The sequence below is a fragment of the Ruegeria sp. P10 genome, assembly GCF_056534925.1.
The window spans coordinates 1-26008 of record NZ_JBQERJ010000011.1; the positions used below are offsets into that span (position 1 = coordinate 1).

Consider the following 26008-nt stretch of genomic DNA (forward strand, 5'->3'; position numbering starts at 1 on the left):
CCCCCGTCAACCGCGTCGACAACGCATACGGTGACAGAAACCTCGTCTGCACATGCCCCCCAATGGACGCATACGCAGACGCCGCGGAATAACAGCAACAACCCCGCCGAGTTTCGGCGGGGTTTTTCGCCAATCGGAAACTCATGTTCTGATTTGTGCCCTCTTTGGATGTCGTTTTTACCCAGCGAAGCGTCTTTTTCGCTTGCTGCGGGTGCGAAGGGCCCATAGCTCTGTGCGTGGGACACCCCTCCCCAACGAGGGGCGTGTATCTGGAAGGGTAATACAGATGAGCACTCAAAAACCGGCGACGCGGCCGGCCAATCCGCGTTTTTCCTCGGGCCCTTGCGCCAAACCCCCCACATTTGATCTGACCAAACTGGCCGATGCCGCCTTGGGACGCTCGCACCGTGCCGCCGTTGGCAAGGACAAGCTGAAAGCGGCCATCGAAGGCACGCGCGAGGTGCTTGGCATTCCGGTAGATTACAGGATCGGCATTGTTCCCGCCTCGGACACGGGCGCGGTTGAGATGGCTCTTTGGTCGCTATTGGGCGAACGCAAGGTCGAGATGCTGGCGTGGGAAAGCTTTGGGTCCGGTTGGGTGACCGATGTGGTCAAGCAGCTTAAGATCGACGCCGAGGTGAAGACCGCCGATTACGGACAGATCGTGGATCTGGCATCGGTCGATTTCGCCAATGACGTGGTCTTTACGTGGAATGGCACCACCTCGGGCGTGCGCGTGCCGAATGGCGACTGGATCGCCGATGATCGTCAGGGTCTGACGATCTGCGACGCAACCTCGGCTGCCTTTGCGATGGACCTGCCCTGGGACAAGCTGGATGTGACCACCTTCAGCTGGCAGAAGGTTCTGGGCGGTGAGGCCGCGCATGGGATGCTGATCCTGTCCCCGCGCGCCGTTGAACGTCTGGAGAGCTACACCCCTGCATGGCCGCTGCCCAAGATTTTCCGCCTGACCAAGGGTGGCAAGCTGATCGAAGGCATCTTTACCGGGGCGACGATCAACACGCCGTCGATGCTGGCGGTTGAGGATTATCTGTTTGCACTGGATTGGGCGCGCTCGGTGGGCGGTCTGAAGGGCCTTACAGCCCGCGCGAACGCCAATGCCGATGCAGTGCATGCGTTCTGCGACCGGAACGACTGGATCGAAAACCTGGCCGCAGACGCTGCGACGCAGTCGAACACATCCGTCTGTCTGAAATTTACCGACGCCCGAATTCAGGACGGCGCAAGCTTTGCCAAGGCTGTGGCCAAGCGGCTGGAGTCCGAGAATATCGCGCTGGACATCGGTGCCTATCGCGACGCGCCTGCGGGCTTGCGGATCTGGTGCGGCGGTACGGTCGAGACCTCGGACATCGAAGCGATGCTGCCTTGGCTGGCATGGGCCTTTGAGGCCGAAATCGCGGCGCAGACAGAAGCCGCCTGATCGCATCCCATCTCCACCGGGCCGCATCGGCCCGGACCTCTCAATACATTCAAGGACCACAAACATGGCTCCCAAAGTACTCGTTTCCGACAAACTCAGCGAAACCGCCGTTCAGATTTTCCGTGATCGCGGCATCGACGTGGATTTCATGCCCGATCTGGGCAAGGACAAGGACAAGTTGGCCGAGGTGATCGGCCAGTATGATGGTCTTGCCATCCGCTCGGCCACCAAGGTCACGCCGACCATTCTCGAAAAAGCCGACAAGCTGAAGGTGATCGGCCGCGCCGGAATTGGCACTGACAATATCGACAAGGAAGCAGCGTCGAAAAAAGGTGTGATCGTGATGAACACGCCATTCGGCAACATGATCACCACTGCCGAACACGCCATTGCGATGATGTTTGCCGTGGCGCGGCAGATCCCCGAGGCCTCGACTTCGACCCATGCGGGCAAGTGGGAAAAGTCCAAGTTCATGGGGATCGAGCTGACCAACAAGACGCTCGGCGTCATTGGTGCGGGGAACATCGGTGGCATCGTGTGCGAGCGCGCGCTTGGCCTGAAGATGAAAGTCATCGCCTATGATCCCTATCTGGGCGAAGAGAAAGCCGCCAAGATGGGCGTGGAAAAGGTAGAGCTGGACGAGTTGCTGTCCCGCGCCGACTTCATCACCCTGCACGTGCCGCTGACGGATCAGACCCGCAATATTCTGAGCCGTGAGAACCTTGCCAAGACCAAGAAAGGCGTGCGCATCATCAACTGTGCTCGGGGTGGTCTGGTCGATGAGGAGGCCTTGGCCGAGGCGCTGCAATCCGGTCACGTTGCGGGCGCCGCGTTTGACGTGTTCGGTGAGGAACCCGCCAAGGACAACCCCCTGTTCAATTTGCCCAACGTGGTCTGCACGCCGCATCTTGGTGCAGCAACGACCGAAGCGCAGGAGAATGTGGCGCTGCAAGTGGCCGAGCAGATCTCGAACTATCTGCTGACAGGTGCGGTCGAGAACGCTTTGAACATGCCCAGTGTAACGGCGGAAGAAGCCAAGGTGATGGGGCCGTGGATCAAGCTGGCCGGCCATCTGGGCAGCTTTATCGGCCAGATGACGGATGAGCCGGTCAAGGCGATCAATATCCTGTATGATGGTGTGGCCGCTGAAATGAACCTGGCGGCGTTGAACTGCTCGGTGGTTGCCGGGATCATGAAAAAGTTCAACCCCGAGGTGAACATGGTGTCGGCCCCGGTTGTCGCCAAGGAACGTGGGATCAAGATCTCGACCACCAATCAGGACAAATCGGGTGCGTTTGAGGGCTATATCAAAGTCACCGTTGTGACCGACAAGCGCGAGCGTTCTATCGGCGGCACCGTGTTCAGCGACGGCAAACCGCGGTTCATCCAGATCAAGGGCATCAATATCGACGCCGAGGTCGGTGCCCATATGCTCTACACCACCAACGAAGACGTGCCGGGCATCATCGGTGCTTTGGGGCAGACCATGGGCGAGAACAACGTCAACATCGCGAACTTTACCCTTGGTCGATCCGAGGCCGGAGGAGAAGCGATTGCGTTGCTTTATGTCGACGAACCCGTTCCGGCCGAGGCACGCGCCAAGTTGGCGGAAACGGGTCTGTTCACGCAGATCAAGCCGCTGGAATTTGATGTCACCTGACGAGGCCTGTTGAGTTTGAGAAACAGTTCGGGACCCGGTTGACCGAAGGCCCGGGTCCTTTGTTTTCTCGGGCTGCAATCTGCGGCACAAGCAAGCTGAACCTTACCGTCGGAGGATCTATGACACAGCCTGTCTACGTTGTTGGTGATCTGCACGGGCAGGTGGCCGAGCTGGAACGCGCGCTGTCTCTGATCCGGGGTGATGGCGGCCCGGACGCCCAGATCGTGTTTCTAGGTGATTACGTGGATCGCGGCCCTGACAGCCGCGGGCTGATCGAGCGTCTGATTGCCGGGCGCGATGCGGGCCTGAACTGGATCACTCTGCTGGGCAACCATGATCGCATGTTCGCCTGGTTCATGGAGGATACGCCGCGTCACGATCCGCATTTGCTTGTCGGGTATCATTGGCTGCATGAAAGGCTGGGTGGGGTCGAGACCCTGCGCAGTTATGGCGTGGAATTCGAAGGCCAGATTCGTCTGGAAGATCTGCATCAGATGGCGCAGGCGGCGGTGCCGAAATCGCACCTGACTTTTCTGCGAGATCTGGTTCTGATGCATCAGACGCCCGAGCTTGCCTTTGTTCACGCAGGTATTCGCCCGGGCGTGCCGCTCAACGCGCAGGGGGACAACGACCTGGTCTGGATCAGGCAGGATTTTCATGCTCATCTGGGTCCGCATCCCAAACTGATCGTGCATGGTCATACTCCGGTAGACCGGGCAACGCATTATGGGAATCGCGTCAATCTGGACACAGGTGCCGGATATGGGCGCCCGGTGGGTGTCGCGGTGTTCGAAGGGCAGACCTGCTGGGAATTGACCGATCAGGGCCGTTTGCCGTTGACCCCCTAGATCACCTCGCCCGGCCAAGAAAATTTGGAGATTGAAGATGTATGTCGCCACTTTGCTGACCAATCCGGCAGCGCCTTCGCTGGACAGCGCATTACCCGAGTCACTGCGCAATGCGTGGGGTGGCGGGGACATCCTCTGGCTCAACCCGGATGAGGCGGCAGAATTCGAGTTGAACGCTATCCCCGACAATCGCTGGGACGTTTGGGCAGACTTGCAGGGTATGGGCGTGGACCTGATTTTGCAGCCTGCGCAGGGGCGGCGCAAACAGATGCTGCTGGCCGATATGGACAGCACCATGATCCAGCAGGAATGTATCGATGAACTGGCGGATGAGGCTGGCGTCGGCGACCGGGTCAAGGACATCACCGCCCGCGCCATGAACGGAGAGCTGGATTTCGAAGGTGCCCTGATCGAGCGGGTTGGTTTGCTGAAGGATCTGGATGAAAGCGTCATCGGCAAAGTCCTGCGCGAACGGATCACCCTGATGCCCGGAGGCAGGGAATTGCTGGCGACGATGCGGGCCAACGGGGCCTATACAGCATTGGTATCCGGTGGCTTTACGGCCTTTACCGCGCGGGTGGCAGAGCTTTTGGGGTTCGATGAAAACCGTGCCAACACTTTGCTGGCGGAAGATGGCAAGCTGACCGGAGACGTCGCGCGTCCTATTCTGGGGCGTCAGGCCAAGGTCGAAGCGCTGGCGCAGATTTCAACGCGTCGGGGCCTGTCGGAAAGTGATGTGATTGCCGTGGGTGACGGGGCCAATGACCTTGGAATGCTTGGCCGGGCCGGGACCGGGGTTGCCCTTCATGCCAAACCGTCGGTGGCCGCACAATGTGATGTGCGGGTGAATCACGGCGACCTGACGGCACTGCTTTATCTACAAGGGTACAGTCGCGCGGATTTCGCCGAATCCTGACAGGGCTTTTCATTATTTAACATTTGTGTTAAATAGAAGTCATGAGCACGCTTCTGACCACCTTTTCCGCTTTGTCTGATGCCACCCGGTTCTCGATTGTCGAGCAACTGATGGAGCAGGGCGAACTGCCCGCTGGTGAACTGATCGAAGGGCGCGGCATGTCCGGCGCCGCGATTTCGCGCCACCTCAAGGTGCTGCGCGAGGCCGGGTTGGTGCAGCAGCGTGTGCGGGGCACCCAACGGATGTACTCCATCCGGTCCGACGGGCTGCGTATGATTGCCGACTGGACGATCTCCAAACGGCAATTCTGGGAAAGCAGCCTTGATCGCCTCAGTGATATCATCGAAAGGGAGAATTCATGGCCGACCTGAAACTGGAACGGGATTTCCCCGTCAGCCCAGAGGACCTGTTTGCATGGATCAGTGACGGCAGCCGGTTGTTGCAATGGTGGGGCCCCGAAGGGATGCACGTGCCTGAACACAATCTGGATTTCTCGCGCACCGGCCCGTGGTATTCGGTCATGGAAAACGGCGAGGGCCAGCAATACAAGGTCTCGGGCCACGTCACGCATGTCGACCCTCCAAACTCGGTGGGGTTTACCTGGGGCTGGCATGACGATCAGGATCAGCGCGGGGCCGAAAGCCACGTCACCTTCACAGTCAAAGCGACAGGCACGGGGTCGCGCCTGGTTTTGGACCACCGCGAACTGGCCGATGCCGAAGCAGCCGCGAACCACAATCAGGGCTGGACGTCTTCGCTGCGCAAACTCGAAGCGAAGTGCAAATAAGGTTTCATCAGGGAGGAGCGATATGCCCCAATATTTGTTTGTTTATCACGGGGGACACACCCCGACCGACCCCGCCGAGATCGAGGCGACCATGGCCGCCTGGGGCGCCTGGTTTCAGGATATGGGAGACGCCCTCGATATCCCCGGAAACCCGGTGGGGCAGTCTTACACCGTCAGCAACAACGGAGTGGTCGATAACGGCGGCGCAAACCCGGCCTCGGGCTTCACGGTGATCAAAGCTGACAGTATCGATGCTGCGACCGAGATGGCCAAGGGCTGTCCGATGGTCGTCAATGGCACAGGCTCGGTTGAAGTGGCCGAGGTGCACGAGATCGAGATGTAGCGGCCTTAGCCGGGGAAACCCGGCGCAGGTTTGATCACGCCGCATTCCAGCCCCCGGCGGCTGTATTGCGTGGCGTTCATGAATTTGCGGGTGGCCGGGTGATCGGCCTCCAGCACACCAAGGCTCACCAGAATAGCGGCGATGGCGCATTCGCTGGCCCGTGTGGTGCCATCGGTGATCTTCAGCGCAACGCCCAGGCGTTTTTCCGGGATGATGGCCACAAACACCGCCTCGGCCCCGGTCTTGATGGCGACGCGCCCGTTCATGGCGCGCATCAGTTCGGTGCAGGCCCGGGTCTCACCGGCAACCAGTTCCGGGTGTTTCACCATCGCGGCCACCAGCTGCATCGCTGCATCGCTGGAGCGGTCGGACCGGTCTGCGGCTGAAGCAAACCAAGCCATCGAACGTGCTAAACCGAAAAGCGATGTGGCGAAATTCGGGGCGGAACAGCCATCGATGCCGTATGCCGGGCTGGTCTCGGCCGTTGTTTCTTCGACGGCAGATAGGCAGGCTTGTTGCACCGGATGATCAATTTCAAGGTATTCCGGCCCGGCGCCCATATGCTGTGCCAGAGTCAGAAAGCCGCAATGCTTGCCGGAACAATTGTTGTGGATCTGGCAAGGCGTGTCGTCCGCCAAAATCAGCCGGTCGCGCGCGGCGGTGTCGGCGGGCTCCTGTGGGCCGCACCGCAGATCGTGCTCGTTCAACCCCAGATGGTCCAGCCACGCCGTCACGCGATCCGTGTGGATCGCCGCCCCGATATGCGAGGCGCAGGCCAACGCGAGGTGTTCGCTGGTCAGACCGTATTTCGCCGCCGCCCCTGATGTGACCAACGGAAGCGCTTGAATCATCTTGGCGGATGACCGCGGGTATATGATGGATTGCGGGTCGCCCCAACTGCGCACGATCTGGCCCGTGTCATCGCAAATAACCGCATGACCCAGATGCAGACTTTCCAGCAGAGGGCCGCGCCAAAGTTCTGTCATGGGTACGGGCTGCGTCATCTGGACCTCCGAAATTTATGCGCAAAATTCTGCCAATCGCCCTTTCGCCTGTGGCGAAACCTGCGTTAGTGTGTGTATGTCGGCAATCATCGGAAGACGCAAACGAATAGACGAACCGGCAGGGTTCGCAGACGTGTCCGATGGGTATGAGGTAAGGGTCGAGCTAGGAGGCTGGACAAATGGGATCAATGCTCGTTCGCACGATAGCGGGCCTGTGTATGGCAGGCATCGCAGCAACATCTGCAATCGCCCAACAGGCGACAAGCACCAACCGCGTAGCTGCAAAAACGGATTGGAGCGTTTTTGTCGAAGACGATCCCACCGAATGCTGGAGCGTCTCGGCACCCAAGGAAACCGTAAACACCCGCGGTGGACGTGTGGTTTCCGTACGGCGCAGCGATATCCTGCTGTTTGTGTTCTATCGCCCGAATGCCGAGGTCAAAGGCCAATTGACCTTTACTGGCGGCTACCCGTTTGCCGCGGGTTCGACGGTGAACCTGAACGTGGACGGGACCGAGTTCGAACTGTTCACAGAAGGCGAATGGGCCTGGGCCGCGTCGGATGCGGATGATGCCAAGATCATCACCGCCCTGAAGCGCGGAACCGAGGCTGTTCTGACCGCCCGGTCCGAGCGTGGGACGCAGACGAAAGACACCTTCTCGCTGCTGGGCTTTACCGCAGCGATTGAAGACGCTGAGAAGCGCTGCACCAACTGATCTTATCGCGCCGATTGTTGAAAAGGCCCCGCCTGGTTGCGGGGCTTTTGACGTATGGTCATCTGCCAGTTTTGATCCGCATCAAAGTTTCGCGTTCGGCAATGTGAACTAAGTGGTTTAGCCACTTAGAGAGGACATCGTGATGAAACAGAAAACTTGGATCACTCTGGTTCTGGTCGCATCCGCCGCTGTGCTGAGCGCTTGCGAGAAGAATGCTGAAACCTACCCGATATCGGGCGAGCAATGTGGCCCGGAAGATCCGGTTCAGACCCTGGACGCCAGTGATTGCTACACACCGCCGCCAGTAAACTGATCAAAAAGGCCCGGTATGTTCATCGTGCCGGGCCTGCCGGCTTAGGAAACCTTTTGATCTTTGCGCAGGTTCCTATATAGAGGCGCATCCCAAGCCCGATTCCGTCGAGATACGCCAATGTCGCCCAAAGCGCCGATCACCCAAGACGTCATGACCATCCCGCGCAAACTGCCCGACGGGAAGATCAACCTCGTCGGCCTTACGCGCGACCGTTTGCGCGAAACCTTGATTGAACACGGCACGCCCGAGAAACAGGCCAAGATGCGCACCGGTCAGATCTGGCAATGGATCTACCAATGGGGCGTGCGCGACTTTGCAAAGATGACCAATCTGGCAAAGGCTTATCGCGCTCAACTGGCCGAGCACTTCGTGATCGAAATCCCCGAGGTGGTCACACGTCAGGTGTCCGAGGACGGCACCCGCAAATACCTGTGCCGTATTGCCGGCGGGCATGAGGTCGAGGTGGTCTACATCCCCGAGGAAGATCGCGGCACGCTGTGTATCTCGTCTCAGGTGGGCTGTACGCTGACCTGTTCGTTTTGTCATACCGGCACTCAAAAACTTGTACGAAACCTGACATCCGCCGAAATCGTTGGCCAGATCATGATGGCGCGCGACGATCTTGAAGAATGGCCAACCCCCGGCGCACCTAAGGACGAAACCCGCCTGCTGTCGAACATCGTTCTGATGGGAATGGGCGAGCCGCTTTACAATTTCGAAAACGTGCGCGACGCGATGAAGATCGCCATGGACCCCGAGGGCATTTCTCTGTCGCGCCGGCGGATTACTCTGTCGACCTCGGGCGTGGTGCCCGAGATCGCGCGCACCGCCGAGGAAATCGGGTGCCTGCTGGCGATCTCGTTCCACGCCACTACGGACGAAACCCGCGACGTTCTTGTGCCCATCAACAAACGTTGGAATATCGAGGAACTGCTGACCGCTTTGGCCAGCTATCCGAATGCTTCGAACTCTGAACGGATCACGTTTGAATATGTGATGCTGGATGGTGTGAATGACAGTGACGAAGATGCGCATCGTTTGATCGATCACATCAAGCGACACAACATTCCGGCCAAGATCAACCTGATCCCGTTCAACGAATGGCCCGGCGCACCGTACAAGCGCAGCTCGAACAACCGCATCCGCGCCTTCGCCAACATCATCTATCAGGCCGGCTATGCCTCGCCCATCCGCAAGACACGCGGTGAGGACATCATGGCGGCTTGCGGTCAGTTGAAGTCGGCGACCGAACGGGCGCGCAAATCACGCAAACAAATCGAGGCCGAAACGGGTCTGAGCCGATAGGGTTTGGTCCATCTGGGCCAGGCTTGATCGGATCGCGCCTTAAGTGTTTTCTGGTCTTGTCTGCACGTCACAATTGTTTTGTTCAAACTTAATGTTTTAGATGCTGAAACTACATGCATGATTTGCTATATTTCTCGTGCCCGTCGCTGAATTTGCCTCTTCAATTCGATGCACAAGCCGGTGAGGTGTCCGGGTCAGAGATGGCAAGTTTTTGCGATTCCGCTAGACTGTTCCAAGTGGTGCAGAAAGCGCTCAGGTGAACTGAATTTCAGGTGGGCCACGATTATGAATGCAAGTTCTTTTTCGATCATCCGTTTTGGTGCCGCTGCGCTTGCTATCGTCTCGGGTTCAGGCTTGGCCTTTGCTGACGGCCAGGACGCTCATATTGCAATCGAAAACCCTGCCGAGTTGAGCAAACAAGAGGCTTTGGAACACTACCGATCCCTCAATCGCCGCATGGCGCGTGGCTACGCCGTGGCGCAACTGGACCTGATCCTCAACTACCAAAGCTGGCCGATTTTCAACGATGCGCCCTATATTTCGGCAACCCACGGGCAAAGGTATGTGAACAGCTACGCCAATCGCATGGCGCATAACTACGCGACGTTGCAGGAAGGTGAAGAACTTCCCATGGGGTCGGTTCTTGCCAAGGACAGCATGACCGTGACGGATGAAGGTCACGTGCATCCCGGTGCCATGTTCGTAATGGAGAAACTGGCAGAAGATGCCAGCCCGGACACGGCGGATTGGCGTTACATCATGGTCTTGCCGGACGGCTCGGTCTTTGGGGACACTATGGGCGACCGCGCCGGTGCCGTGGCCTATTGCCATGTCTGCCACGAACAGGTGGCAGATCGGGACTATACGTTTTACGTGCCGGAAGAGTATCGAACACGCGACTGAGCCGGCTCAGGCTTGTTGTGCGCCCGGCAGTTTCAGTTCCGTCGCCTCACGGCGGCTGAGTTGTTCGCCCTGCTTGCGCTTTGACAAAACTTCACGGGCCAGCGCGTATTTGTCGTCCTGCCAGAAAATCAAGCAGCCGTTGCAACCTTTGCCACAGCAACCCTCGGTGCCGATGCGGTTGGTTTTGAAACGGCGTTCGTTGCCGTCTTCGCCGATCTTTTCAACCAAGGCGTCGCGACGGCGGGCATAGGCGCCAGGGTTGTCACGGCCCGAGGTTTCCAAACCCTGCACCAGCTTGTCAAAGCGGATGCGGCTCCAGTGTTCGTCAGTCAGGGCGCGTTCCTTGCGCAGAACGGAATAGGCGGGGAACCGGGCGCGCAGATCGTCGATATCCTCGTGGTCGAACAGGGTGAAGGGCAGGCGGATCACTGTTTTGGTGCTGCCATGCACTACGTCCATCCGCGCACCATCGGATGCGCGTTCGAAATCATAGACCCTCAGCAGAACCGTCTCGCGCGAGATGGGCGAGACGAAATCCAGCACATCGCCGGGTTCCAGCTTGTTCTTTACCTCGACCAGAAAGGCATCCTGGGTCACTTCGGTGACGATCCCGGCATATTCCCATTGCGCGATGGACGCCGTGTGCTCGTAATCATGGGCGTAGTTGGTCAGACGCCCCTCGTGGAAGGCCAGCGTATAGCCGCGGTTTCCCACGGTCTCCAACTCGCGCATATAGGGTTTCGGGTCCCAGTTCTGGGGGTCGGCATAGTAATCGTCGATGGCCATGCGATAGGCGCGCGCGACGATGGCGGCGTAGTATTCCGACTTGCCGCGCCCCTCGACCTTGAGGCTGTCGACCCCGATCTTCAGGTATTCGTCCAGCTTGGGCATGATGCACAGATCGCGCGAATTGAGGATGTAGGAACCGCGGTCGTCTTCCTCGATCGGCATCAGATCGCCGGGGCGGCAGCCTTCTTCCAGCAGGAATTCGAACAGGTCGGCGTTTTCCTCGGTGATGCGCAATTCCTGATGTGTGCCATCCTTCAGGCGCAGTTTCAGCGCATAGTTCCAGCGGCAGGAGTTGGCGCAGTTGCCCTGGTTGGCGCCACGTTCCGCCATGAAATTCGACAGCAGGCAACGGCCCGAATAGGTCATGCACATGGCCCCGTGGACGAAGGCCTCGAGCTTGATGTCGGGGCATTTTTCGCGGATTTCCACCAGTTCGGGGTAGGAAACCTCGCGTGCCAGAACCACCAGTTCCGCGCCCTGATCCTGCCAGAACTTCACCGACAGCCAGGAACAGATATTGGCCTGGGTCGAGATATGCAGCGGCAGTTCCGGCGCGCGGTCGCGCACGTACTGGAACACGCCGGGGTCGGCGATGATCAACCCGTCCGGCTGCACTTTGCGGACCGTGTCGATATATTCGTCCAGCTTCGGGATGTCCTTGTTGTGCGAGAACAGGTTCAGCGTCAGATAGGCGCGCCGGCCATGGCTGTGGCAGAACTCGACGCCCTCGATCACCTCTTCCAGCGAAAACTCGGATTTCGTGCGCAGCGACATGTCGGGCGTGCCCAGATACACCGCATCCGCCCCGTAAAGGACAGCGAGTTTCAGCTTGCGCAGATTGCCCGCAGGCATCAGCAATTCAGATCTGGACTGGGTCATGGCGCCACCTGTCAAAGGATCAAGCCGGCCTTCTAATCCAAATGTTTCGAGTCCAAAACCCCGTTATCTGCGACGGAATCGCGCTGTACCGATGACCTTGACCAGTTGCTGCCGCACAGGTTCGGGTTGCGCCTCGATCGCGTTCAGAACTTCGCGCAGTTCGGCCCGCAGCCCATGCAGCTGGTCGATCAGTGAGATCATCATCGACAGCGCATCCGCCTCCATGTCGTACTGTTCGTGCAACTCACAGGCCAGTTCCAGACGGGCGACGTCGATATTTTGATAAACCAGCCCTTGATCCGACTGTTCCGGAATCACGATTTCCGCCGCTAGGTATTCGGTCAGGCGGTCCGAGGTCAGGCGGGTGACCGTTTCGATCAGTTCCTTTTCGGTCAGGATCATAGCTGCATTCCTTTCCGCGGATCATAGCGGTGCTTTTGACGCCAGGTTTCCATGAACTGCTTCAGTTCATCATCGATCTTGTCCGGTGTCGCAATGGTCAGCTCAATCAGCTGATCACCACGGGCGGACGAGCCGCGCTTTTTCACGCCTTTTCCGCGCAACCGAAGCGTTTTGCCGCTGCTGGTGCCTGCCGGGACGTTGACATTCACACCGCCGTCTATGGTAGGGGCCGGGACTTTTCCGCCCAGAATGGCCTCGTCGATTGTGATCGGCAGCGTGATATGGATGTCGTCGCCCTGACGTTCAAAAACCGGGTGCTTGGCGACCGAAACCGTCACCAGTGCGTCACCTGGAGGGCCTTCGCCATATCCCGGCGCGCCTTTTCCGCGCAACCGGATGGTCTGGCCGTCGGTGATCCCGGCCGGGATTTTGACCTCGATCCGGTCTCCATCCGGCAAGGTCAATTTCTGACTGGCGCCGAACACGGCATCCAGAAAGCTGATTTGCAGTGAATAGTTCAGATTGTGACCCGGTGCGTGAAACTGGTGGCCGCGCTGGCCACCAAAACCGCCGCGACCACGCATGAACTCGGCAAAGATGTCTGACATGTCGTCGGGATCCGCCTGACGCCCGCGATAGGGGTTTCCAGCGGCCTCGGCATAGTCCCGGTAATACTGCTGTTGTGGGCGTTCCTGACCCGAGGCGTCTATTTCCCCGTTGTCGAAACGCGCACGTGTTTCAGGATCTTTCAACAGATCATAAGCAGCGGCGGCGGCCTTGAATTTGGCCTCGGCCGTGGCATCGCCGGGTTTCAGATCCGGATGGCAATCCTTGGCGATACGCCGGTAGGCTTTTTTGATCTCGGCTGCACTGGCGTCCTTCGAGACACCAAGAACGGTGTAGGGGTCGTCGCTCATCTCACTCTCACAGGTCAGGGGCGGGTCTGATCACGATGAAGGTGTTCTACCATTTGATTTCAATGGTTGAAACGGAAGAGGCGATTGAATTGTCTCGTAAAATCCCGAAGACCTGATAGTATATGCATATTTATACTTGTCGAATGACGGAGACCGCCGCATGTCACGCAGAATAAAATCCGCCCTGGCCCTGATGGCCGGGAATGCCATTGGGTTGTTGCTTGCCGCGCTGATATTGTCGGGATTTGCGATCAAGCCGATCTCGTTCATCGTGGTGGTGATTGTCTTCACCGTCGTACAGGTCGTGGCTGAACCCCTGATCCTGAAACTGGGCGAAAAGAAAGCGCCCGCCCTGAAAGGTGGGATCGCCCTGATCGTAACCTTCGTGGGCCTTTTCGTGACCGACCTGATTGCAGCCGGGCTGACCGTTGGCGGGGTTTCGAACCTGCTGGCGGCAACATTGCTGGTCTGGCTGGGGGCGTTGATCGCCAGCGTTGTGCTGCCGATCTACGTGTTCAAAGAACTGCGTGAGCCCAAAAAGTAATCACACGACGTTCAGGCTGGCTTCGATAGCTTGCCACAATTCTTCCACGGGTTCGCATCCGACGGACAGGCGGATGAAGGCCGGATCAACGTCGTCGCCCCAGCGCGCGCGCCGCTCGGCCGAGCTGTGGACGCCTCCGAATGACGTGGCTGGGCGCAGAAGCGGGCAATTGTTGATGAAGGCTTCGGCCCGGTCTTCGCTGTTCAGCGTCAGGGACAGCAGAAATCCGAAACGTGTGGTCTGTTCTTGCGCCAGTTTATGCGACGGGTCGTTGGCCAGCCCGGGATAGCGCACCTGTTTCACTGCGGGATGTGCCGTCAGGCGTTCGGCCAATACTTCGGCCGAGCTGCACATCCGGTCGAACCGAACGTCCAGCGTTTCAAGTCCGCGATGAAGAAGCCATGCTTCATGTGGCCCCGGAATCGAGCCGGAGACTTTCCGCCATTCCTCGACCCGTTCCATGATGTCGCCGTTGCGGCTGGCCACATGGCCCATCAGCATGTCGGAATGCCCGCCCATCGCCTTGGTATCGGACGAGACGACCACATCGATGCCCAGATCGAGAGGACGCTGACCCAGCGGAGTCATCGTCGTATTGTCGGCAATGGTTATGCCCCCGGCAGCGCGCACCCGATCCGCCACCTCGGTCAGATCGATCATGTCCAACCCCGGATTCGAGGGGCTTTCGGCAAAGACCACATCGAACCCGTCAAAACCGCCGTCGGCCAAGGCGGTGGTGGGGCGTTCCTCAACGATCACGCCCAGCCGCGACAGGAAACGATCGGCCAATAGGCGCGTCACGTAATAGCCGTCGGAGGGGATCAGCAGGCGTGATCCGGCCTTTACGGTGGCAAACAGTGCTGCGGAAATCGCTGCCATGCCCGAGGGAAAGCTGAGGCAGGGCGCGTCTTCCAAATGCGACAGAACATGCTCCAGATGCACCCAGGTCGGGTTGTCCACCCGGCCGTAACTCGCCTGCCCGTCCGGGGTGCCCGGCAGGTGGTACATGCTGCTTTGGGTCAGTGGCAGCGCTACGGGTTCGCCCTTGCTCAGGGCATTTCCGCGCAGATGCAGCATCTCTCCGGTCTTGGGCGCCATGGTTCAGCGCCCCGGAATTTCGTCGCGGGGCGGGGCGGGCTCCCAGTTTTCAATGATCTCGACCGCTTCCTGCGCCGTGTCCACAAAGCGAAACAGGTCAAGATCCTCGTCCGAGATGGTTCCGGCATCGGCCAGCGCTTTCCAGTTGATGACCTTTTCCCAGAATTCGCGACCAAACAGCAGGAAGGGCACGCGGTCCATCCGGCCGGTCTGAATCAGGGTCAGGGATTCGAACAGCTCGTCCAATGTGCCGAAACCACCGGGGAAAATCGTGATGGCGCGGGCGCGCATCAGGAAATGCATCTTGCGGATGGCGAAATAGTGGAAGTTGAAGCTGAGATCCGGCGTCACATAAAGGTTCGGGGCCTGCTCGTGCGGCAGAACGATATTCAACCCGATCGAGCATCCGCCCGCGTCCTGTGCCCCACGGTTGCCTGCCTCCATCACACCGGGGCCGCCGCCCGTGACGATCACGTTTTCACGGCAGCCGGTCTCGTTCGATTTCACGGTCATCAGCCGCGCGAACTCGCGCGCCTCGTCGTAATAGGCCGACAGACCAGCCAGCGTTTCCGTTCGTGCGGTGTGTTTCTGCGATGGTTCAGGGATGCGCGCGCCGCCGAACATCACGATGGTCGAGGTGATCTCGCGCTCACTCATGATCATCTCGGGTTTCAGCAGTTCCAGTTGCAGACGTACCGGGCGCAGCTCGTCGCGGCACAGGAATTCGTCATCGGCAAAGGCAAGGCGATAGGCGGACGATCGCGTTTGCGGCGTATCCGGCACTTCGCTCGCGGTCGAACGATCTGTCTGCGCATCGCGAAACGGATTGTGGCGGTCTTCTCTCATGGGTGATCGATCCCTGCTTGCGTGTTTTCCAAACAGCTATAGGGTTCGCGGGCAGAGTGCCAGTCACGGAAAGACAAGAATGAATTGGAAGAGCGAAATATCAGCGGCGCGGGATCGTATCGCCGGGCATACGCAGGTGACGCCGGTGATCGAGAGCCGAGTTCCGGGCCATCCCATTGAGCTGAAGCTGGAGCACATGCAGCACACGGGCAGTTTCAAGGCGCGCGGTGCGTTCAATACGTTGCTGAGCCTCGACGTGCCCGATGCAGGTGTCGTGGCTGCATCCGGTGGCAATCATGGTGCAGCGGCGGCCTTTGCGGCGCAGGCGCTTGGTTATCCGGCCAAGATTTTCGTGCCCGAACTGGCGGGGCCATCCAAGATTGCATTGATCCGGCAAACCGGCGCGGATCTGAGCGTTGTGCCCGGCGAATACGCCAATGCGCTGACACAGGCGCAGGCGCATGAAGCGGAGACCGGCGCGATGCAGATTCACGCCTATGATGCGCCGGCTACCGTGGCGGGGCAGGGGACCTGCTTTGCGGAATGGGATGCGCAGGGCCTACAGGCAGATACGGTGTTGGTCGCCGTGGGCGGGGGTGGGCTGATCGCCGGGGCGTTGGCCTGGTTTGACGGAGCGCGCAAGGTCGTGGCGGTCGAACCCCAGACCTCTTGTGCATTGAATGCGGCGTTGCAGGCCGGTGAGCCGGTGGATGTTTCCGTATCCGGCATCGCGGCAAATGCGCTTGGCGCGCGCCGGATTGGGCAGATCTGTTTCGACCTGGCACAGGGGATGACGTCGGTCCTGGTGTCGGATGATGCCATCGCGGCGGCTCAGAAGACGTTGTGGCAGGCGCATCGTATTCTGGTGGAGCCGGCGGGCGCCACGGCGTTGGCAGCCTTGACCTCGGGCGTGTATCGGCCCGAACCGGGCGAGCGCGTGGCCGTTCTGGTGTGTGGTGCGAATGTCGCGCCGGACCCGCTTGCGGGGTGAATTATCTGGTTGAGGATAGCTGTCGTAGATTTTATCTATAATTTATGACCGCTACGATCTCGGACACGATTTACCAGAACCTCAGCCAGCAAATCATAACCGGAGAGCTGAGCGCCGGGGAAAAGCTGCGGCAGGATCATATTGCCCGCACCTTCGACACCAGCCATGTTCCGGTGCGGGAAGCCCTGTTGCGGCTTGAGGCGCATGGACTGGCCCGGCACGAGCCGCGCCGGGGCATGCGGGTCACGGCGCTGGACCCGGCAGAGGTGCGAGAGGTCATCGAAATGCGCGTGGCGCTGGAAACACTGGCGTTGCAGCAATCGGTGCAGAACATGTCTCCGGTCGCGTTGGACAAGATCGACCGCGCACGCATCGCCTGTGACGAGGCGCAGACGATGCCCCAATGGGAGGCGTTGAACAGAGCATTCCATCGCGCCATCCTGACACCTTGCGGGCTGCCCCGTCTGTTGCACACCATCGACGATCTGCATATCGCAAGCGCACGCCACTTGTTTGCGCACTGGCGGTCGAAATGGGTGCAGCAAACTGACAAGGATCACGCCGCACTTGTTCAGGCACTCAGGCGGAAGGACCTGAGCACGGCAAAAGGTATTCTGACCCGACATATACGCCGCGCCAGCTGATTGCGGGCCTTTCAGACGCAAAACGGCCCGTGTTCGTCGCATTGCGCCATGGGCCCGGCTTGCGTATAGGCCAAACCAACATGAACAGATTCTGTAGGGAGACGCCCCATGTCCAACGCGCAACTGGAAGCCGCCATCGAAGCCGCCTGGGAGGCGCGCGACACGATCACACCTGCCACGGCAGGTGAACAACGCGAAGCGATCGAAGACACGCTGAACGCGCTGGACAGCGGGTCGCTGCGTGTTGCCGAAAAGCTGGAAAACGGCGACTGGCACGTGAACCAGTGGGCCAAAAAGGCGGTTCTGCTGGGCTTTCGCATCAAGGACATGGAAATTCAGACAGGCGGTCCGCAGGACGGCGGCTGGTGGGACAAGGTGGACAGCAAGTTCGCTGGTTGGGGTGAAGATCAATGGCGCTCGGCCGGGTTCCGCGCGGTTCCCAACTGCGTTGTCCGCAAATCGGCCTATATCGCGCCGGGCGTGGTGCTGATGCCATCCTTTGTCAACCTTGGCGCCTATGTGGATGAAGGCACCATGGTCGACACCTGGGCGACCGTCGGCTCATGCGCGCAGATCGGCAAAAATGTCCACCTGTCGGGCGGCGTAGGTATCGGTGGCGTGCTGGAGCCGATGCAGGCCGGCCCGACCATCATCGAGGACAACTGCTTTATCGGCGCGCGCTCCGAGGTGGTCGAAGGTTGCATCGTCCGCGAAGGCTCGGTTCTGGGGATGGGCGTGTTCATCGGCAAATCCACCAAGATCGTGGATCGGGAAACCGGCGAAGTGACATATGGCGAAGTCCCGCCCTATTCCGTGGTCGTCGCGGGTTCGATGCCGTCAAAGAACAACATCAGCCTGTATTGCGCGGTGATCGTGAAGCGGGTGGATGAAAAGACCCGGTCGAAAACCGGCATCAACGAATTGCTGCGGGACTGATCGCCCCGGTTGTACAGAAAGGCCGGAGCTGACCCGCTCCGGCCTTTCCAGTTTTTGGGGTGTTACGCGTATGTGACCGCACCTTGGTCAGAGCCTGTCCTGAGATTGTGTCCTGGCTCAGACGAACGCTCTGTGTGGGTCAGCGATTTTCACCCTGCATAGCGTCAACTTCTGAGTTTCCTGCGTTGGTTTCCGTGCCTTCGCTTTCGTTATCGCCGCCGCTTTCGTTATCGTCGCCGCTTTCGTTATCGCCGCCGCTTTCGTTATCGCCGCCGCCTTCGTTGTCGCCGCCGCTTTCGTTATCGCCGCCGCTTTCGTTATCGCCGCCGCCTTCGTTGTCGCCGCCGCTTTCGTTATCGCCGCCGCTTTCGTTATCGTCGCCGCCTTCGTTGTCGCCGCCGCTTTCGTTATCGCCGCCGCCTTCGTTGTCGCCGCCGCTTTCGTTATCGCCGCCGCTTTCGTTGTCGCCGCCGCCTTCGTTGTCGCCACCGCCGTCTTGGGCGTAAGCTGCACTTGGCGTCACAAAAGACAGCACGGCTACAGCAGGTACCCCGGAAAGCACAATCACACTTGCAGTTGTCATCATTAACTTGGACAGAACACTCATTTTAATTCTCCTGTAAAAAAATGACTTACGCAGTGGCACCATCCTAGGGTTGGCTTCTCTTCACCGTTGTGAAAGGCAGGAAACGCGTCGAACTCAGCAGGAAATGGCTAAAATTGAGGTCAAAATGTGGCAAAAATGTGCCCGATTCAACTTAAGGAATGGAGTTGAAGCGCGGCTCAATTTTTGGGCGAAAATGGGGAAGGGGCTTTGCTGAGTCGCATTCCTTCAAATCCTCTAGGCTTGTGGGCCGGGCAGGGGGCTGCGGAAGATTCCACGCTCAAAGCCTGGATCGATGGAAGCAGTTGACCCTCCAAAACACCGCGCGTAATGCAGGGCCCATGGAAAAGCAAAAGAAGCCCTCTCGTCAGCAAGTCTATACCCTTCTGGTCCAGATCGGCCGCAAGGACGGCGACGGGCTGCCGGACGGTGCGACGGGGGCGGCACTGATCTGCTACGCCAGCGGCGTGGACGAAGCCGAGGCCGTGCGCGAGACGGTGGCTATTCTGAAGCAGGCCGACACCGCGCCTTTGGATGTCACCGGCTACGGGACCCTGGCCGAGCGTGAGGCACAGGGACATGACATCGAACCTGACGAACGTGCCCTGATGCAGCGTGCCCTGGATGAAAACGCCGTGATCGTCGCGCAGATGACACCGTTCTTCGGGGACGAGGCGCCGGCCTAGTTCCGCATACCGAACCACTTGCGATAGATTTCGTCATAAGTACCGTCTTCACGCAACGAAAGCAGGGCCTGGTTGACATCCTCGACCAGAGGCGACCCGGTCGGGAAAGCGATGCCATAGTTCTCGCGCAGGAAGACGCCGCCTGTCATCGACGCCGTTCGCCGACCTTCATGGGCCGCATAGTAGGACAGGATCGGCGCGTCGAATACGACTGCATCCAGTTGTTTGGACTGGAACGCATCCAGCATCTGCTCCAGCCCGGGATAGCCGGTGAATTCAATATCACGCCGGTTCAGAAAACTTGCCGCGGTCGAGTCCGAGATTGTCCCGACATTTTTGCCATACAGGTCATTCACCGAATTCACGCTGCCCGTGATCGCATCCACCGTCATGACCGAGGTGATGCGGGCCGTGAAAACGGACACGATGAACAGTGACGAAACAACCAGAATGACACCCAGAAGCCGGCCGAAAGGCGTGCGCGGCATCCTCTCTTCGAACCCGCCGTTCACGACAAGGTTCAGCGCCCACCAGAACGAGGGAAACCATGCCTCGTTCAGCTTGCGGTCGAAATAGGGTTGAGCACTGCGCTCAAAGCTCCACATCAACATGCCGCCGCCCAACAGAATGGCGAAAGCCAGGCCGATGGCGATAAACAACTCTTTTGAGAGCAGCGCATGCAGCAGCGAAGGCTGGCGCGCGGCTTCCGATGGCACCATGATCTGTAGGCCCGCCTCAAAGATCGGCTGGCTGAAGTCCATTTGCGTTTCCCGCAGCGCAGTGATCGAGATATTGGCGACTGCAAGATCGGCGGACCCATTCTGAACCGCCTCCAGCATATCCGAGAATGAATCCACCCGATTGATGGAATAGTCCCAGTTCAGCGCTTCTGCCAGCGCGGCGAGCAGATCCATCGAAAAGCCGGTTTCCGCACCGTCTTCGACATAGGAAAACGGGGGGCGGGTCACCGTCGTGACCGTGAGGGACTGTGCCATGCTCTGCTGCGCTAGGACGGCGAAAGTCAGGCAGATCAGTGCGTAGAATGCGCGCTTCATTTTCATTCACCTGTTTCGCGGCCCTGTAACGCGATTGCGCGGCTGGCGGCAAGATGGTCGCCGGGTAAACCGCCATGATTTGTCAGGGTATCGCTTTGATATCTGCTCAGTCGGGTGAAATGATATTTTTGCGAATTGGGGTTGGAAACCCGGCCAATTCGTTGAATCTGTGCGCGAACCCGCGAAAGACACCGTTCCAGAGGCCATTGCATGACCGACCCCGTCCAATTGACAGCCGATCTGATCCGTTGCCCATCGGTCACACCAGCCGAGGGCGGCGCGCTTGTTCTGCTGGGATCGAAGCTGGCGGATGCGGGGTTTGAATGCACGCGTGTCGACCGTGGTGGCGTCAGCAACCTGTTCGCACGATGGGGCCAGAAAGGCCATCCGCGCAGTTTCGGGTTCAACGGCCATACCGATGTTGTGCCGGTCGGCGACGAAGCCGCATGGACGATGCCGCCTTTCGGGGCCGAAATACGCGATGGTGTGATGTATGGGCGTGGGGCAACGGATATGAAATCCGGCGTTGCGGCGTTTGCGGCGGCGGCAATCGATTTCGTGCGCGACACCCCGCCTGACGGCGCCATCATCCTGACGATTACCGGCGACGAGGAAGGCGACGCGCTGGATGGCACGACCGCCTTGCTGGATTACATGGACGGCGCCGATGAACATATGTCTGTCTGTGTGGTGGGTGAGCCCACTTGCCCGAACAAGATGGGTGAAATGATGAAGATCGGCCGTCGGGGGTCGATGACCGCATGGTTTACGATCACCGGTGTTCAGGGGCATTCGGCCTATCCGCATCGTGCCAAAAACCCGTTGCCAGCCATGGCGCGGCTGATGGATCGGCTGGCGGGGCACGAACTGGATCAGGGCACGGACCACTTCGATGCTTCGACATTGGCAGTGGTGACAATCGACACCGGGAATGCGGCCACCAACGTAATCCCGGCGCAGTGCAAGGGAACGGTGAATATTCGATTCAATGATCTGCATTCCGGGGCCAGCCTGAGTGACTGGCTGAAGTCGGAAGCAGATCAGGTGGCCGCTCGGTTCGGCGTTGAAATAGATGTCGCAATCAAGATTTCAGGCGAAAGCTTTCTGACCCCGCCGGGGCCCTTGTCGGATCTGGTGGCCAAGGCGGTAGAGGCGGAAACAGGCGCAACGCCCGAGCTTTCGACGACCGGTGGTACGTCGGATGCGCGTTTTATCAAGAACCATTGCCCGGTTGTAGAGTTCGGTCTGGTCGGGCGCACGATGCATCAGGTCGACGAGTGCGTCGAGGTGGCCCAGATCCAGCAACTCAAATCGATTTATAACCGCATCCTGACCGATTATTTCGCCTGATCCATGCAGCGCACATTGGTGATCATGGTGAAGGAACCTCAACCGGGCCGCGTCAAAACGCGGCTTGGACGAGAAATCGGCATGGTCGCGGCGGCGTGGTGGTTTCGGCACCAGACCCGGTCCCTGATCCGGCGGCTGCGTGATCCCCGTTGGCGAATCGTTTTGGCCGTCTCACCCGATCAGCAGGGTCTGAACAGCCGGGTATGGCCCGCTGACCTGCCGCGCGCCGCGCAGGGGCGTGGGGACCTGGGGGATCGTATGGGGCGGATGCTGCGCGGGATGCCCAAGGGCCCGGTTTGCCTGATCGGTGCGGACATTCCGGGCATTTCGCGCCGCCATATTGCCCGTGCTTTCAACGCATTGGGGTGTTCTCAAATGGTGTTTGGGCCAGCCCCGGATGGTGGCTATTGGCTGGTCGGCGCGCAACGATATGCAGCCTTGCCGGCAAGTCTGTTCCAAAACGTGCGCTGGTCGACAGAACACGCATTGGCTGACACGCTGGCCTCGATTTCTGGCGGTCGGGTGTCATTGCTTGATCAGCTGCGCGATGTGGATACGGTTGCCGATCTTGACCCCTGAGGCTTTTTGGTCATGACGCGGTCGCAAACGCGTGCTAGGCCGGACGTATGACTCGCATCCCTACCAAGCAGGAGGTCCTGGACTGGATCTCGGCGAACCCCACCCTGACCTCAAAACGCGATATCGCCAAAGCCTTTGGCATCAAGGGCGCGGATCGGATTGATCTGAAACGTATCCTCAAAGAGCTTGAGGCCGAAGGCCATCTTGAGAAGCGCAAGCGCAGTTACCGCGACCCGGATCGCCTGCCGCCGGTCAGCGTGTTGCAGGTAAAGGCGCCGAATGCCGATGGCGACCTGTTCGCGCGGCCGCTGGAATGGCATGGCGAGGGGGTCGAGCCCATCGTTCTGATCATTGCTCGCGCCAGCGACCCGGCGCTGGGCGAAGGTGATCGCATTCTGGCTCGTCTGACCGTGGTGCATGAGGAAGATCACAATTACGAAGCCCGCCTGATCCGCCGTATCGGAACGAACCCTCGGAAAATCGTGGGTATCTTCCGCAAAGGGGCCGAAGGCGGGCGGATCGTGCCGATCGACAAGGCCGGATCGACCGAATGGCTGGTGGCCGAAGGCGCTGCGCTGGGCGCCAGGGATGGCGAACTGGTCGAGGCCGAGCAAGCCGGGCCGAAAAACCGCATGGGGCTGCCACGCGCGCGTATCGTTGAACGGCTGGGCGACCCTACTGCGCCCAAGGCCGTTTCGTTGATCGCGATCCATCAGCACGGCATCCCGGATGATTTCCCCGACAAGGTGATTGCCGAGGCCGACAAGGCCAAACCTGTCGGCCTGAAAGGCCGCGAGGATCTGCGGGATATACCTTTACTGACGATCGATCCCTCGGACGCGCGCGATCATGACGACGCCTGTTATGCCCATGCTGATGACGACCCGAAAAACCCGGGCGGTCATGTGATCTGGGTCGCCATTGCTGATGTCGCCGCCTATGTGCGGCCCGGCACCGCGCTGGACCGCGAGGCGCGCAAGCGCGGCAATTCCAGCTATTTCCCCGACCGCGTCGTGCCGATGCTGCCCGACCGTCTGTCGGGTGATCTGTGTTCGCTGCACGAAGGCGTGCCGCGCGCCTGTATCGCGGTGCGGATGCAGATCGACGCGGATGGCAACAAGATCGGTCACCGGTTCGTGCGCGGTCTGATGCGCTCGGCAGCCTCGTTGAACTATGCCGAGGTGCAAGAGGCCATCGACGGTCATCCGAACGACCGCACTGGGCCGTTGCTGGAGAGCGTTCTGAAACCGCTTTATGCTGCATATGCCGCGCTGAAAAAGGCCCGTGCTGATCGCCAGCCGCTGGAGCTGGACCTGCCGGAGCGCAAGATCGTTCTGAACGACAAGGGCGAGGTCGAAAGCGTAGCCTTCCGTGACCGGCTGGACGCGCACCGGCTGATCGAGGAATTCATGATCCTGGCCAACGTGGCCGCCGCCGAGACGCTGATCGCCAAGCGCAGCCCGCTGCTGTTCCGGGTGCACGAAGAACCCGCGCCCGAAAAACTGGAAAGCCTGCGCGAGACGGCGCAGGCCGCCGGGCTGAATCTGGCCAAGGGGCAGGTGCTCCAGACCCGTCACCTGAACGCGCTGCTGAATGCCGCCGCCGGCACCGAGGATGCCGAGCTGATCAATCTCAGCACCTTACGGTCGATGGCGCAGGCCTATTACAGCCCGGAAAACTTCGGCCATTTCGGGCTGGCGCTGCGTAATTACGCGCATTTCACCTCGCCCATCCGGCGCTATGCAGACCTGATCGTGCACCGGGCGCTGATCTCGGCCCATGGCTGGGGCAAGGACGGGCTGACCGAGGATGAAATTGCCCGGCTCGAAGAAACGGCCACGCATATTTCGGATACCGAACGCCGCTCGATGATGGCCGAGCGCGATACGACCGACCGCTATCTGGCGGCCTATCTCAGCGAACGTGTGGGCAACGAATTCACCGGGCGGATCAGTGGCATTGCCCGGTTCGGGGCCTTCGTGAAAATGGACGAAACGGGCGCGGATGGCCTGGTGCCGGTGCGGTCTTTGGGGCGCGAATTCTTCCATTTTGATCGAGAGGCCGGAACGCTGATGGGCTCGGATTCCGGGCTGATCATCGCCATCGGCCAGCGGGTCACGGTGAGGCTGACCGAGGCGACACCTGTGACCGGCGGGTTGGAGCTGGAACTGCTGTCCATCGACGATCAGGCCCTGCCGCGCGGGCGCGGGCCCGCCAAGCGGTCGACGCGACGCAAGGCAGCCAGCACCAAGCGCAAGAAGGACAAGATCAAGCGCAAGGTCGAACGCAAGCGCCGTCAAAGGTGATAGGTCAGCGCCCGGGCAATCAGCCAGCCATGGCGGGTTTCATCGATCTGGCTCGGGTCATCGAACAGAATGGCCCGGTTCCCGTCGATTCGGTCCTCGCCCGGAAAGGCCGTGGTGAAATCACCGATCAATCGGCTTTGGCAGTGCACGAACAGTGCGAAATCCGCGGATTTGTGAGCCCCCAGCCGGATCGTTGACCCTTTGGGGGCAAGATAGGCGGGCTGGCCCCAGCGCAGCTCTTCTCGCAATGGAGTGGCGGCGGGCAGAGACTCTGCTGTATTCAGTATCAGATCACGAAGCGCCAGGGCTCCCGCGCGTGCTTGCGGGGGCAGGGCTTCAAAGGCCGAGGCGACTGTGGGGTCATCAAAAGGTTTCATGCAATCGGTATCGCCTGTTCCATCCGGTCTACGTAACTGTTCAACAGATTATCTTGTTTGATCCTTCGGGTCAGTGGGGTATCGGCAGGCGTTGCGCGCATGGCGGCGAGCATTGGGCCGACGCTCATATCTGCTGAAGTCGGTTGATCCGCCAGCAGGAAGCGGGATTGCCACAGATGGGCCGAGATCGCCTCGAGATCGCGTTCGACCCGGTCCAGGCGCTCGGGCAACGAGAACCGGCCGATCCCTTGTGACCTGATTCCTTTCAGAACGGATTTTCGGATCGCATTGGACGCCGGCTTTCGGATCAGAGCCGGAATTCCGGTGAAAAAGGTTTCGCGAAGGATTGGCCAGACCTCGTCATTGCCCCAGCGGTCCAGAACGATGTGGAAATACAGATGCTCTTCGGCCATTCGTACCAGCGCGCGGGATTGCGCTTTTTCCACATCCGAAAGCCCCTGATCGAACTCCGCCCCCTTCCGTTCCAGCCAATCGCGGATCAGATCGCTGTCCGGTATCAACCGCTCTGGCGTGCGCAGCACTGGCAGTTTTTGATGCGGCATCCTGCGCGGGTCAAGCATGTCCGAACGCTGCCAGACCTGACCGGAGTGCTGAAGCATCAAGGCTGTCTTGACGCAGAACGGACTGGCGCTGAACAGTCCGAAGGCGGAAGGATAGGTGAGAAGGGTCAGCATCGCGTGGCTCCGTATATTTGACGTGCCGGATGAGTAAACCGAGCTGATGACAGTTTTTGTCATTAGGGATAGGC

Annotated in this window: 29 protein-coding genes; 19 read left to right on the forward strand and 10 right to left on the reverse strand. The window is 59.7% G+C overall.

Annotated elements, in window-relative coordinates; translation table 11 throughout:
* Nucleotides 1-286: 286 nt before the first annotated feature.
* The 7 genes from ACR0FB_RS17295 (at nt 287) to ACR0FB_RS17325 (ending at nt 5995) form a co-directional block, all read left to right on the forward strand.
* Nucleotides 287-1441 carry a phosphoserine transaminase gene (locus tag ACR0FB_RS17295; protein ID WP_480621541.1) on the forward strand — a complete coding sequence of 385 codons (1155 nt, stop codon included), beginning with the start codon at nt 287-289 and terminating at the stop codon, nt 1439-1441.
* Nucleotides 1442-1505: 64 nt separating this feature from the next.
* Nucleotides 1506-3101 carry a phosphoglycerate dehydrogenase gene (gene serA, locus ACR0FB_RS17300; protein ID WP_171638623.1) on the forward strand — a complete coding sequence of 532 codons (1596 nt, stop codon included), beginning with the start codon at nt 1506-1508 and terminating at the stop codon, nt 3099-3101.
* 119 nt (nt 3102-3220) lie between these two features.
* The gene (locus tag ACR0FB_RS17305) at nt 3221-3949 is read left to right on the forward strand and encodes a metallophosphoesterase (RefSeq protein ID WP_480486428.1); all 729 of its coding nucleotides are present in this window, start codon (nt 3221-3223) and stop codon (nt 3947-3949) included.
* Nucleotides 3950-3986: 37 nt separating this feature from the next.
* Complete coding sequence (gene serB / locus ACR0FB_RS17310) at nt 3987-4865, forward strand: phosphoserine phosphatase SerB (RefSeq protein ID WP_480621540.1); 879 nt, start codon at nt 3987-3989, stop codon at nt 4863-4865.
* Between the two features lie 41 nt (nt 4866-4906).
* A complete protein-coding gene (locus ACR0FB_RS17315) occupies nt 4907-5236 on the forward strand; it encodes an ArsR/SmtB family transcription factor (protein ID WP_171724871.1) in 330 nt (109 codons plus the stop codon).
* On the forward strand, nt 5224-5652 hold the full coding sequence (locus ACR0FB_RS17320; protein WP_171724872.1) for an SRPBCC family protein: 429 nt from the start codon (nt 5224-5226) through the stop codon (nt 5650-5652). Before ACR0FB_RS17315 ends, ACR0FB_RS17320 begins: the two co-directional genes overlap by 13 nt.
* A 22-nt stretch (nt 5653-5674) precedes the next feature.
* Complete coding sequence (locus ACR0FB_RS17325) at nt 5675-5995, forward strand: YciI family protein (protein ID WP_171638618.1); 321 nt, start codon at nt 5675-5677, stop codon at nt 5993-5995.
* Nucleotides 5996-6000: 5 nt separating this feature from the next.
* Here ACR0FB_RS17325 and ACR0FB_RS17330 read toward each other — a convergent pair whose 3' ends face one another.
* Nucleotides 6001-6999, reverse strand: coding sequence for an asparaginase (locus ACR0FB_RS17330; protein ID WP_480621539.1), 999 nt, complete (start codon nt 6997-6999; stop codon nt 6001-6003).
* Between the two features lie 179 nt (nt 7000-7178).
* On the opposite strand from ACR0FB_RS17330, the gene ACR0FB_RS17335 reads away from it, so the two are divergent.
* The 4 genes from ACR0FB_RS17335 (at nt 7179) to ACR0FB_RS17350 (ending at nt 10236) form a co-directional block, all read left to right on the forward strand.
* Complete coding sequence (locus tag ACR0FB_RS17335; protein WP_171638616.1) at nt 7179-7715, forward strand: invasion associated locus B family protein; 537 nt, start codon at nt 7179-7181, stop codon at nt 7713-7715.
* Nucleotides 7716-7857: 142 nt separating this feature from the next.
* Nucleotides 7858-8028 carry a hypothetical protein gene (locus ACR0FB_RS17340; RefSeq protein WP_171638615.1) on the forward strand — a complete coding sequence of 57 codons (171 nt, stop codon included), beginning with the start codon at nt 7858-7860 and terminating at the stop codon, nt 8026-8028.
* 117 nt (nt 8029-8145) lie between these two features.
* Nucleotides 8146-9333, forward strand: a complete 1188-nt coding sequence (gene rlmN, locus ACR0FB_RS17345; RefSeq protein WP_171638614.1) for a dual-specificity RNA methyltransferase RlmN — start codon at nt 8146-8148, stop codon at nt 9331-9333.
* 285 nt (nt 9334-9618) lie between these two features.
* Complete coding sequence (locus ACR0FB_RS17350) at nt 9619-10236, forward strand: cytochrome P460 family protein (RefSeq protein ID WP_171724874.1); 618 nt, start codon at nt 9619-9621, stop codon at nt 10234-10236.
* A gap of 6 nt (nt 10237-10242) precedes the next feature.
* Here ACR0FB_RS17350 and ACR0FB_RS17355 read toward each other — a convergent pair whose 3' ends face one another.
* The 3 genes from ACR0FB_RS17355 to ACR0FB_RS17365 form a co-directional block, all read right to left on the reverse strand.
* Nucleotides 10243-11904 (reverse strand): U32 family peptidase, encoded by a 1662-nt coding sequence (locus ACR0FB_RS17355; protein ID WP_480486436.1) that lies wholly within the window; start codon nt 11902-11904, stop codon nt 10243-10245.
* Between the two features lie 63 nt (nt 11905-11967).
* Nucleotides 11968-12306, reverse strand: a complete 339-nt coding sequence (locus tag ACR0FB_RS17360) for a hypothetical protein (protein WP_171638611.1) — start codon at nt 12304-12306, stop codon at nt 11968-11970.
* Nucleotides 12303-13223, reverse strand: coding sequence for a DnaJ C-terminal domain-containing protein (locus tag ACR0FB_RS17365; RefSeq protein ID WP_171638609.1), 921 nt, complete (start codon nt 13221-13223; stop codon nt 12303-12305). Before ACR0FB_RS17365 ends, ACR0FB_RS17360 begins: the two co-directional genes overlap by 4 nt.
* 160 nt (nt 13224-13383) lie before the next feature.
* Between ACR0FB_RS17365 and ACR0FB_RS17370 the strand changes: the two genes are divergently transcribed.
* Nucleotides 13384-13767: a hypothetical protein gene (locus ACR0FB_RS17370; protein WP_171638607.1), complete on the forward strand. Its 384-nt coding sequence runs from the start codon at nt 13384-13386 to the stop codon at nt 13765-13767.
* On the opposite strand, the gene ACR0FB_RS17375 is transcribed toward ACR0FB_RS17370, so the two are convergent.
* Nucleotides 13768-14865, reverse strand: a complete 1098-nt coding sequence (locus tag ACR0FB_RS17375) for a cystathionine gamma-lyase (protein ID WP_480621538.1) — start codon at nt 14863-14865, stop codon at nt 13768-13770.
* 3 nt (nt 14866-14868) lie between these two features.
* Nucleotides 14869-15711, reverse strand: a complete 843-nt coding sequence (locus ACR0FB_RS17380) for an LOG family protein (RefSeq protein ID WP_171638604.1) — start codon at nt 15709-15711, stop codon at nt 14869-14871.
* Nucleotides 15712-15790: 79 nt separating this feature from the next.
* Between ACR0FB_RS17380 and ACR0FB_RS17385 the strand changes: the two genes are divergently transcribed.
* The 3 genes from ACR0FB_RS17385 (at nt 15791) to dapD (ending at nt 18282) form a co-directional block, all read left to right on the forward strand.
* Nucleotides 15791-16702, forward strand: a complete 912-nt coding sequence (locus ACR0FB_RS17385) for a threonine/serine dehydratase (protein WP_480486442.1) — start codon at nt 15791-15793, stop codon at nt 16700-16702.
* Between the two features lie 44 nt (nt 16703-16746).
* Complete coding sequence (locus tag ACR0FB_RS17390) at nt 16747-17346, forward strand: GntR family transcriptional regulator (RefSeq protein ID WP_171119956.1); 600 nt, start codon at nt 16747-16749, stop codon at nt 17344-17346.
* 108 nt (nt 17347-17454) lie between these two features.
* Nucleotides 17455-18282, forward strand: coding sequence for a 2,3,4,5-tetrahydropyridine-2,6-dicarboxylate N-succinyltransferase (dapD, locus tag ACR0FB_RS17395; protein WP_171119955.1), 828 nt, complete (start codon nt 17455-17457; stop codon nt 18280-18282).
* Nucleotides 18283-18421: 139 nt separating this feature from the next.
* Here the strand turns inward: dapD and ACR0FB_RS17400 are convergent, their stop codons facing one another.
* Entirely contained in the window at nt 18422-18889 is a 468-nt protein-coding gene (locus tag ACR0FB_RS17400; RefSeq protein WP_480621537.1) for a hypothetical protein, read from the reverse strand.
* 338 nt (nt 18890-19227) lie between these two features.
* Here ACR0FB_RS17400 and ACR0FB_RS17405 point away from each other — a divergent pair, with 338 nt between their 5' ends.
* Complete coding sequence (locus ACR0FB_RS17405; protein WP_171637852.1) at nt 19228-19572, forward strand: hypothetical protein; 345 nt, start codon at nt 19228-19230, stop codon at nt 19570-19572.
* On the opposite strand, the gene ACR0FB_RS17410 is transcribed toward ACR0FB_RS17405, so the two are convergent.
* The gene (locus ACR0FB_RS17410; protein WP_480486446.1) at nt 19569-20627 is read right to left on the reverse strand and encodes a transporter substrate-binding domain-containing protein; all 1059 of its coding nucleotides are present in this window, start codon (nt 20625-20627) and stop codon (nt 19569-19571) included. The genes ACR0FB_RS17405 and ACR0FB_RS17410 overlap by 4 nt on opposite strands.
* A gap of 210 nt (nt 20628-20837) precedes the next feature.
* Here ACR0FB_RS17410 and dapE point away from each other — a divergent pair, with 210 nt between their 5' ends.
* From dapE to rnr, 3 genes are read left to right on the forward strand one after another with little or no spacing between them, the layout of a single operon-like run.
* Nucleotides 20838-21977 carry a succinyl-diaminopimelate desuccinylase gene (gene dapE, locus ACR0FB_RS17415; RefSeq protein WP_480621536.1) on the forward strand — a complete coding sequence of 380 codons (1140 nt, stop codon included), beginning with the start codon at nt 20838-20840 and terminating at the stop codon, nt 21975-21977.
* Nucleotides 21978-21980: 3 nt separating this feature from the next.
* Nucleotides 21981-22556: a TIGR04282 family arsenosugar biosynthesis glycosyltransferase gene (locus tag ACR0FB_RS17420; RefSeq protein WP_171637845.1), complete on the forward strand. Its 576-nt coding sequence runs from the start codon at nt 21981-21983 to the stop codon at nt 22554-22556.
* A 47-nt stretch (nt 22557-22603) separates the two neighbouring features.
* Nucleotides 22604-24862 (forward strand): ribonuclease R, encoded by a 2259-nt coding sequence (gene rnr, locus ACR0FB_RS17425; RefSeq protein ID WP_480486449.1) that lies wholly within the window; start codon nt 22604-22606, stop codon nt 24860-24862.
* On the opposite strand, the gene ACR0FB_RS17430 is transcribed toward rnr, so the two are convergent.
* Complete coding sequence (locus tag ACR0FB_RS17430; protein ID WP_480492457.1) at nt 24853-25239, reverse strand: DUF1801 domain-containing protein; 387 nt, start codon at nt 25237-25239, stop codon at nt 24853-24855. The two genes, rnr and ACR0FB_RS17430, sit on opposite strands and share 10 nt — an antisense overlap.
* A complete protein-coding gene (locus ACR0FB_RS17435) occupies nt 25236-25934 on the reverse strand; it encodes a glutathione S-transferase family protein (RefSeq protein WP_480621535.1) in 699 nt (232 codons plus the stop codon). The genes ACR0FB_RS17430 and ACR0FB_RS17435 overlap by 4 nt, the downstream gene beginning before the upstream one ends.
* Between the last annotated feature and the right edge of the window lie 74 nt (nt 25935-26008).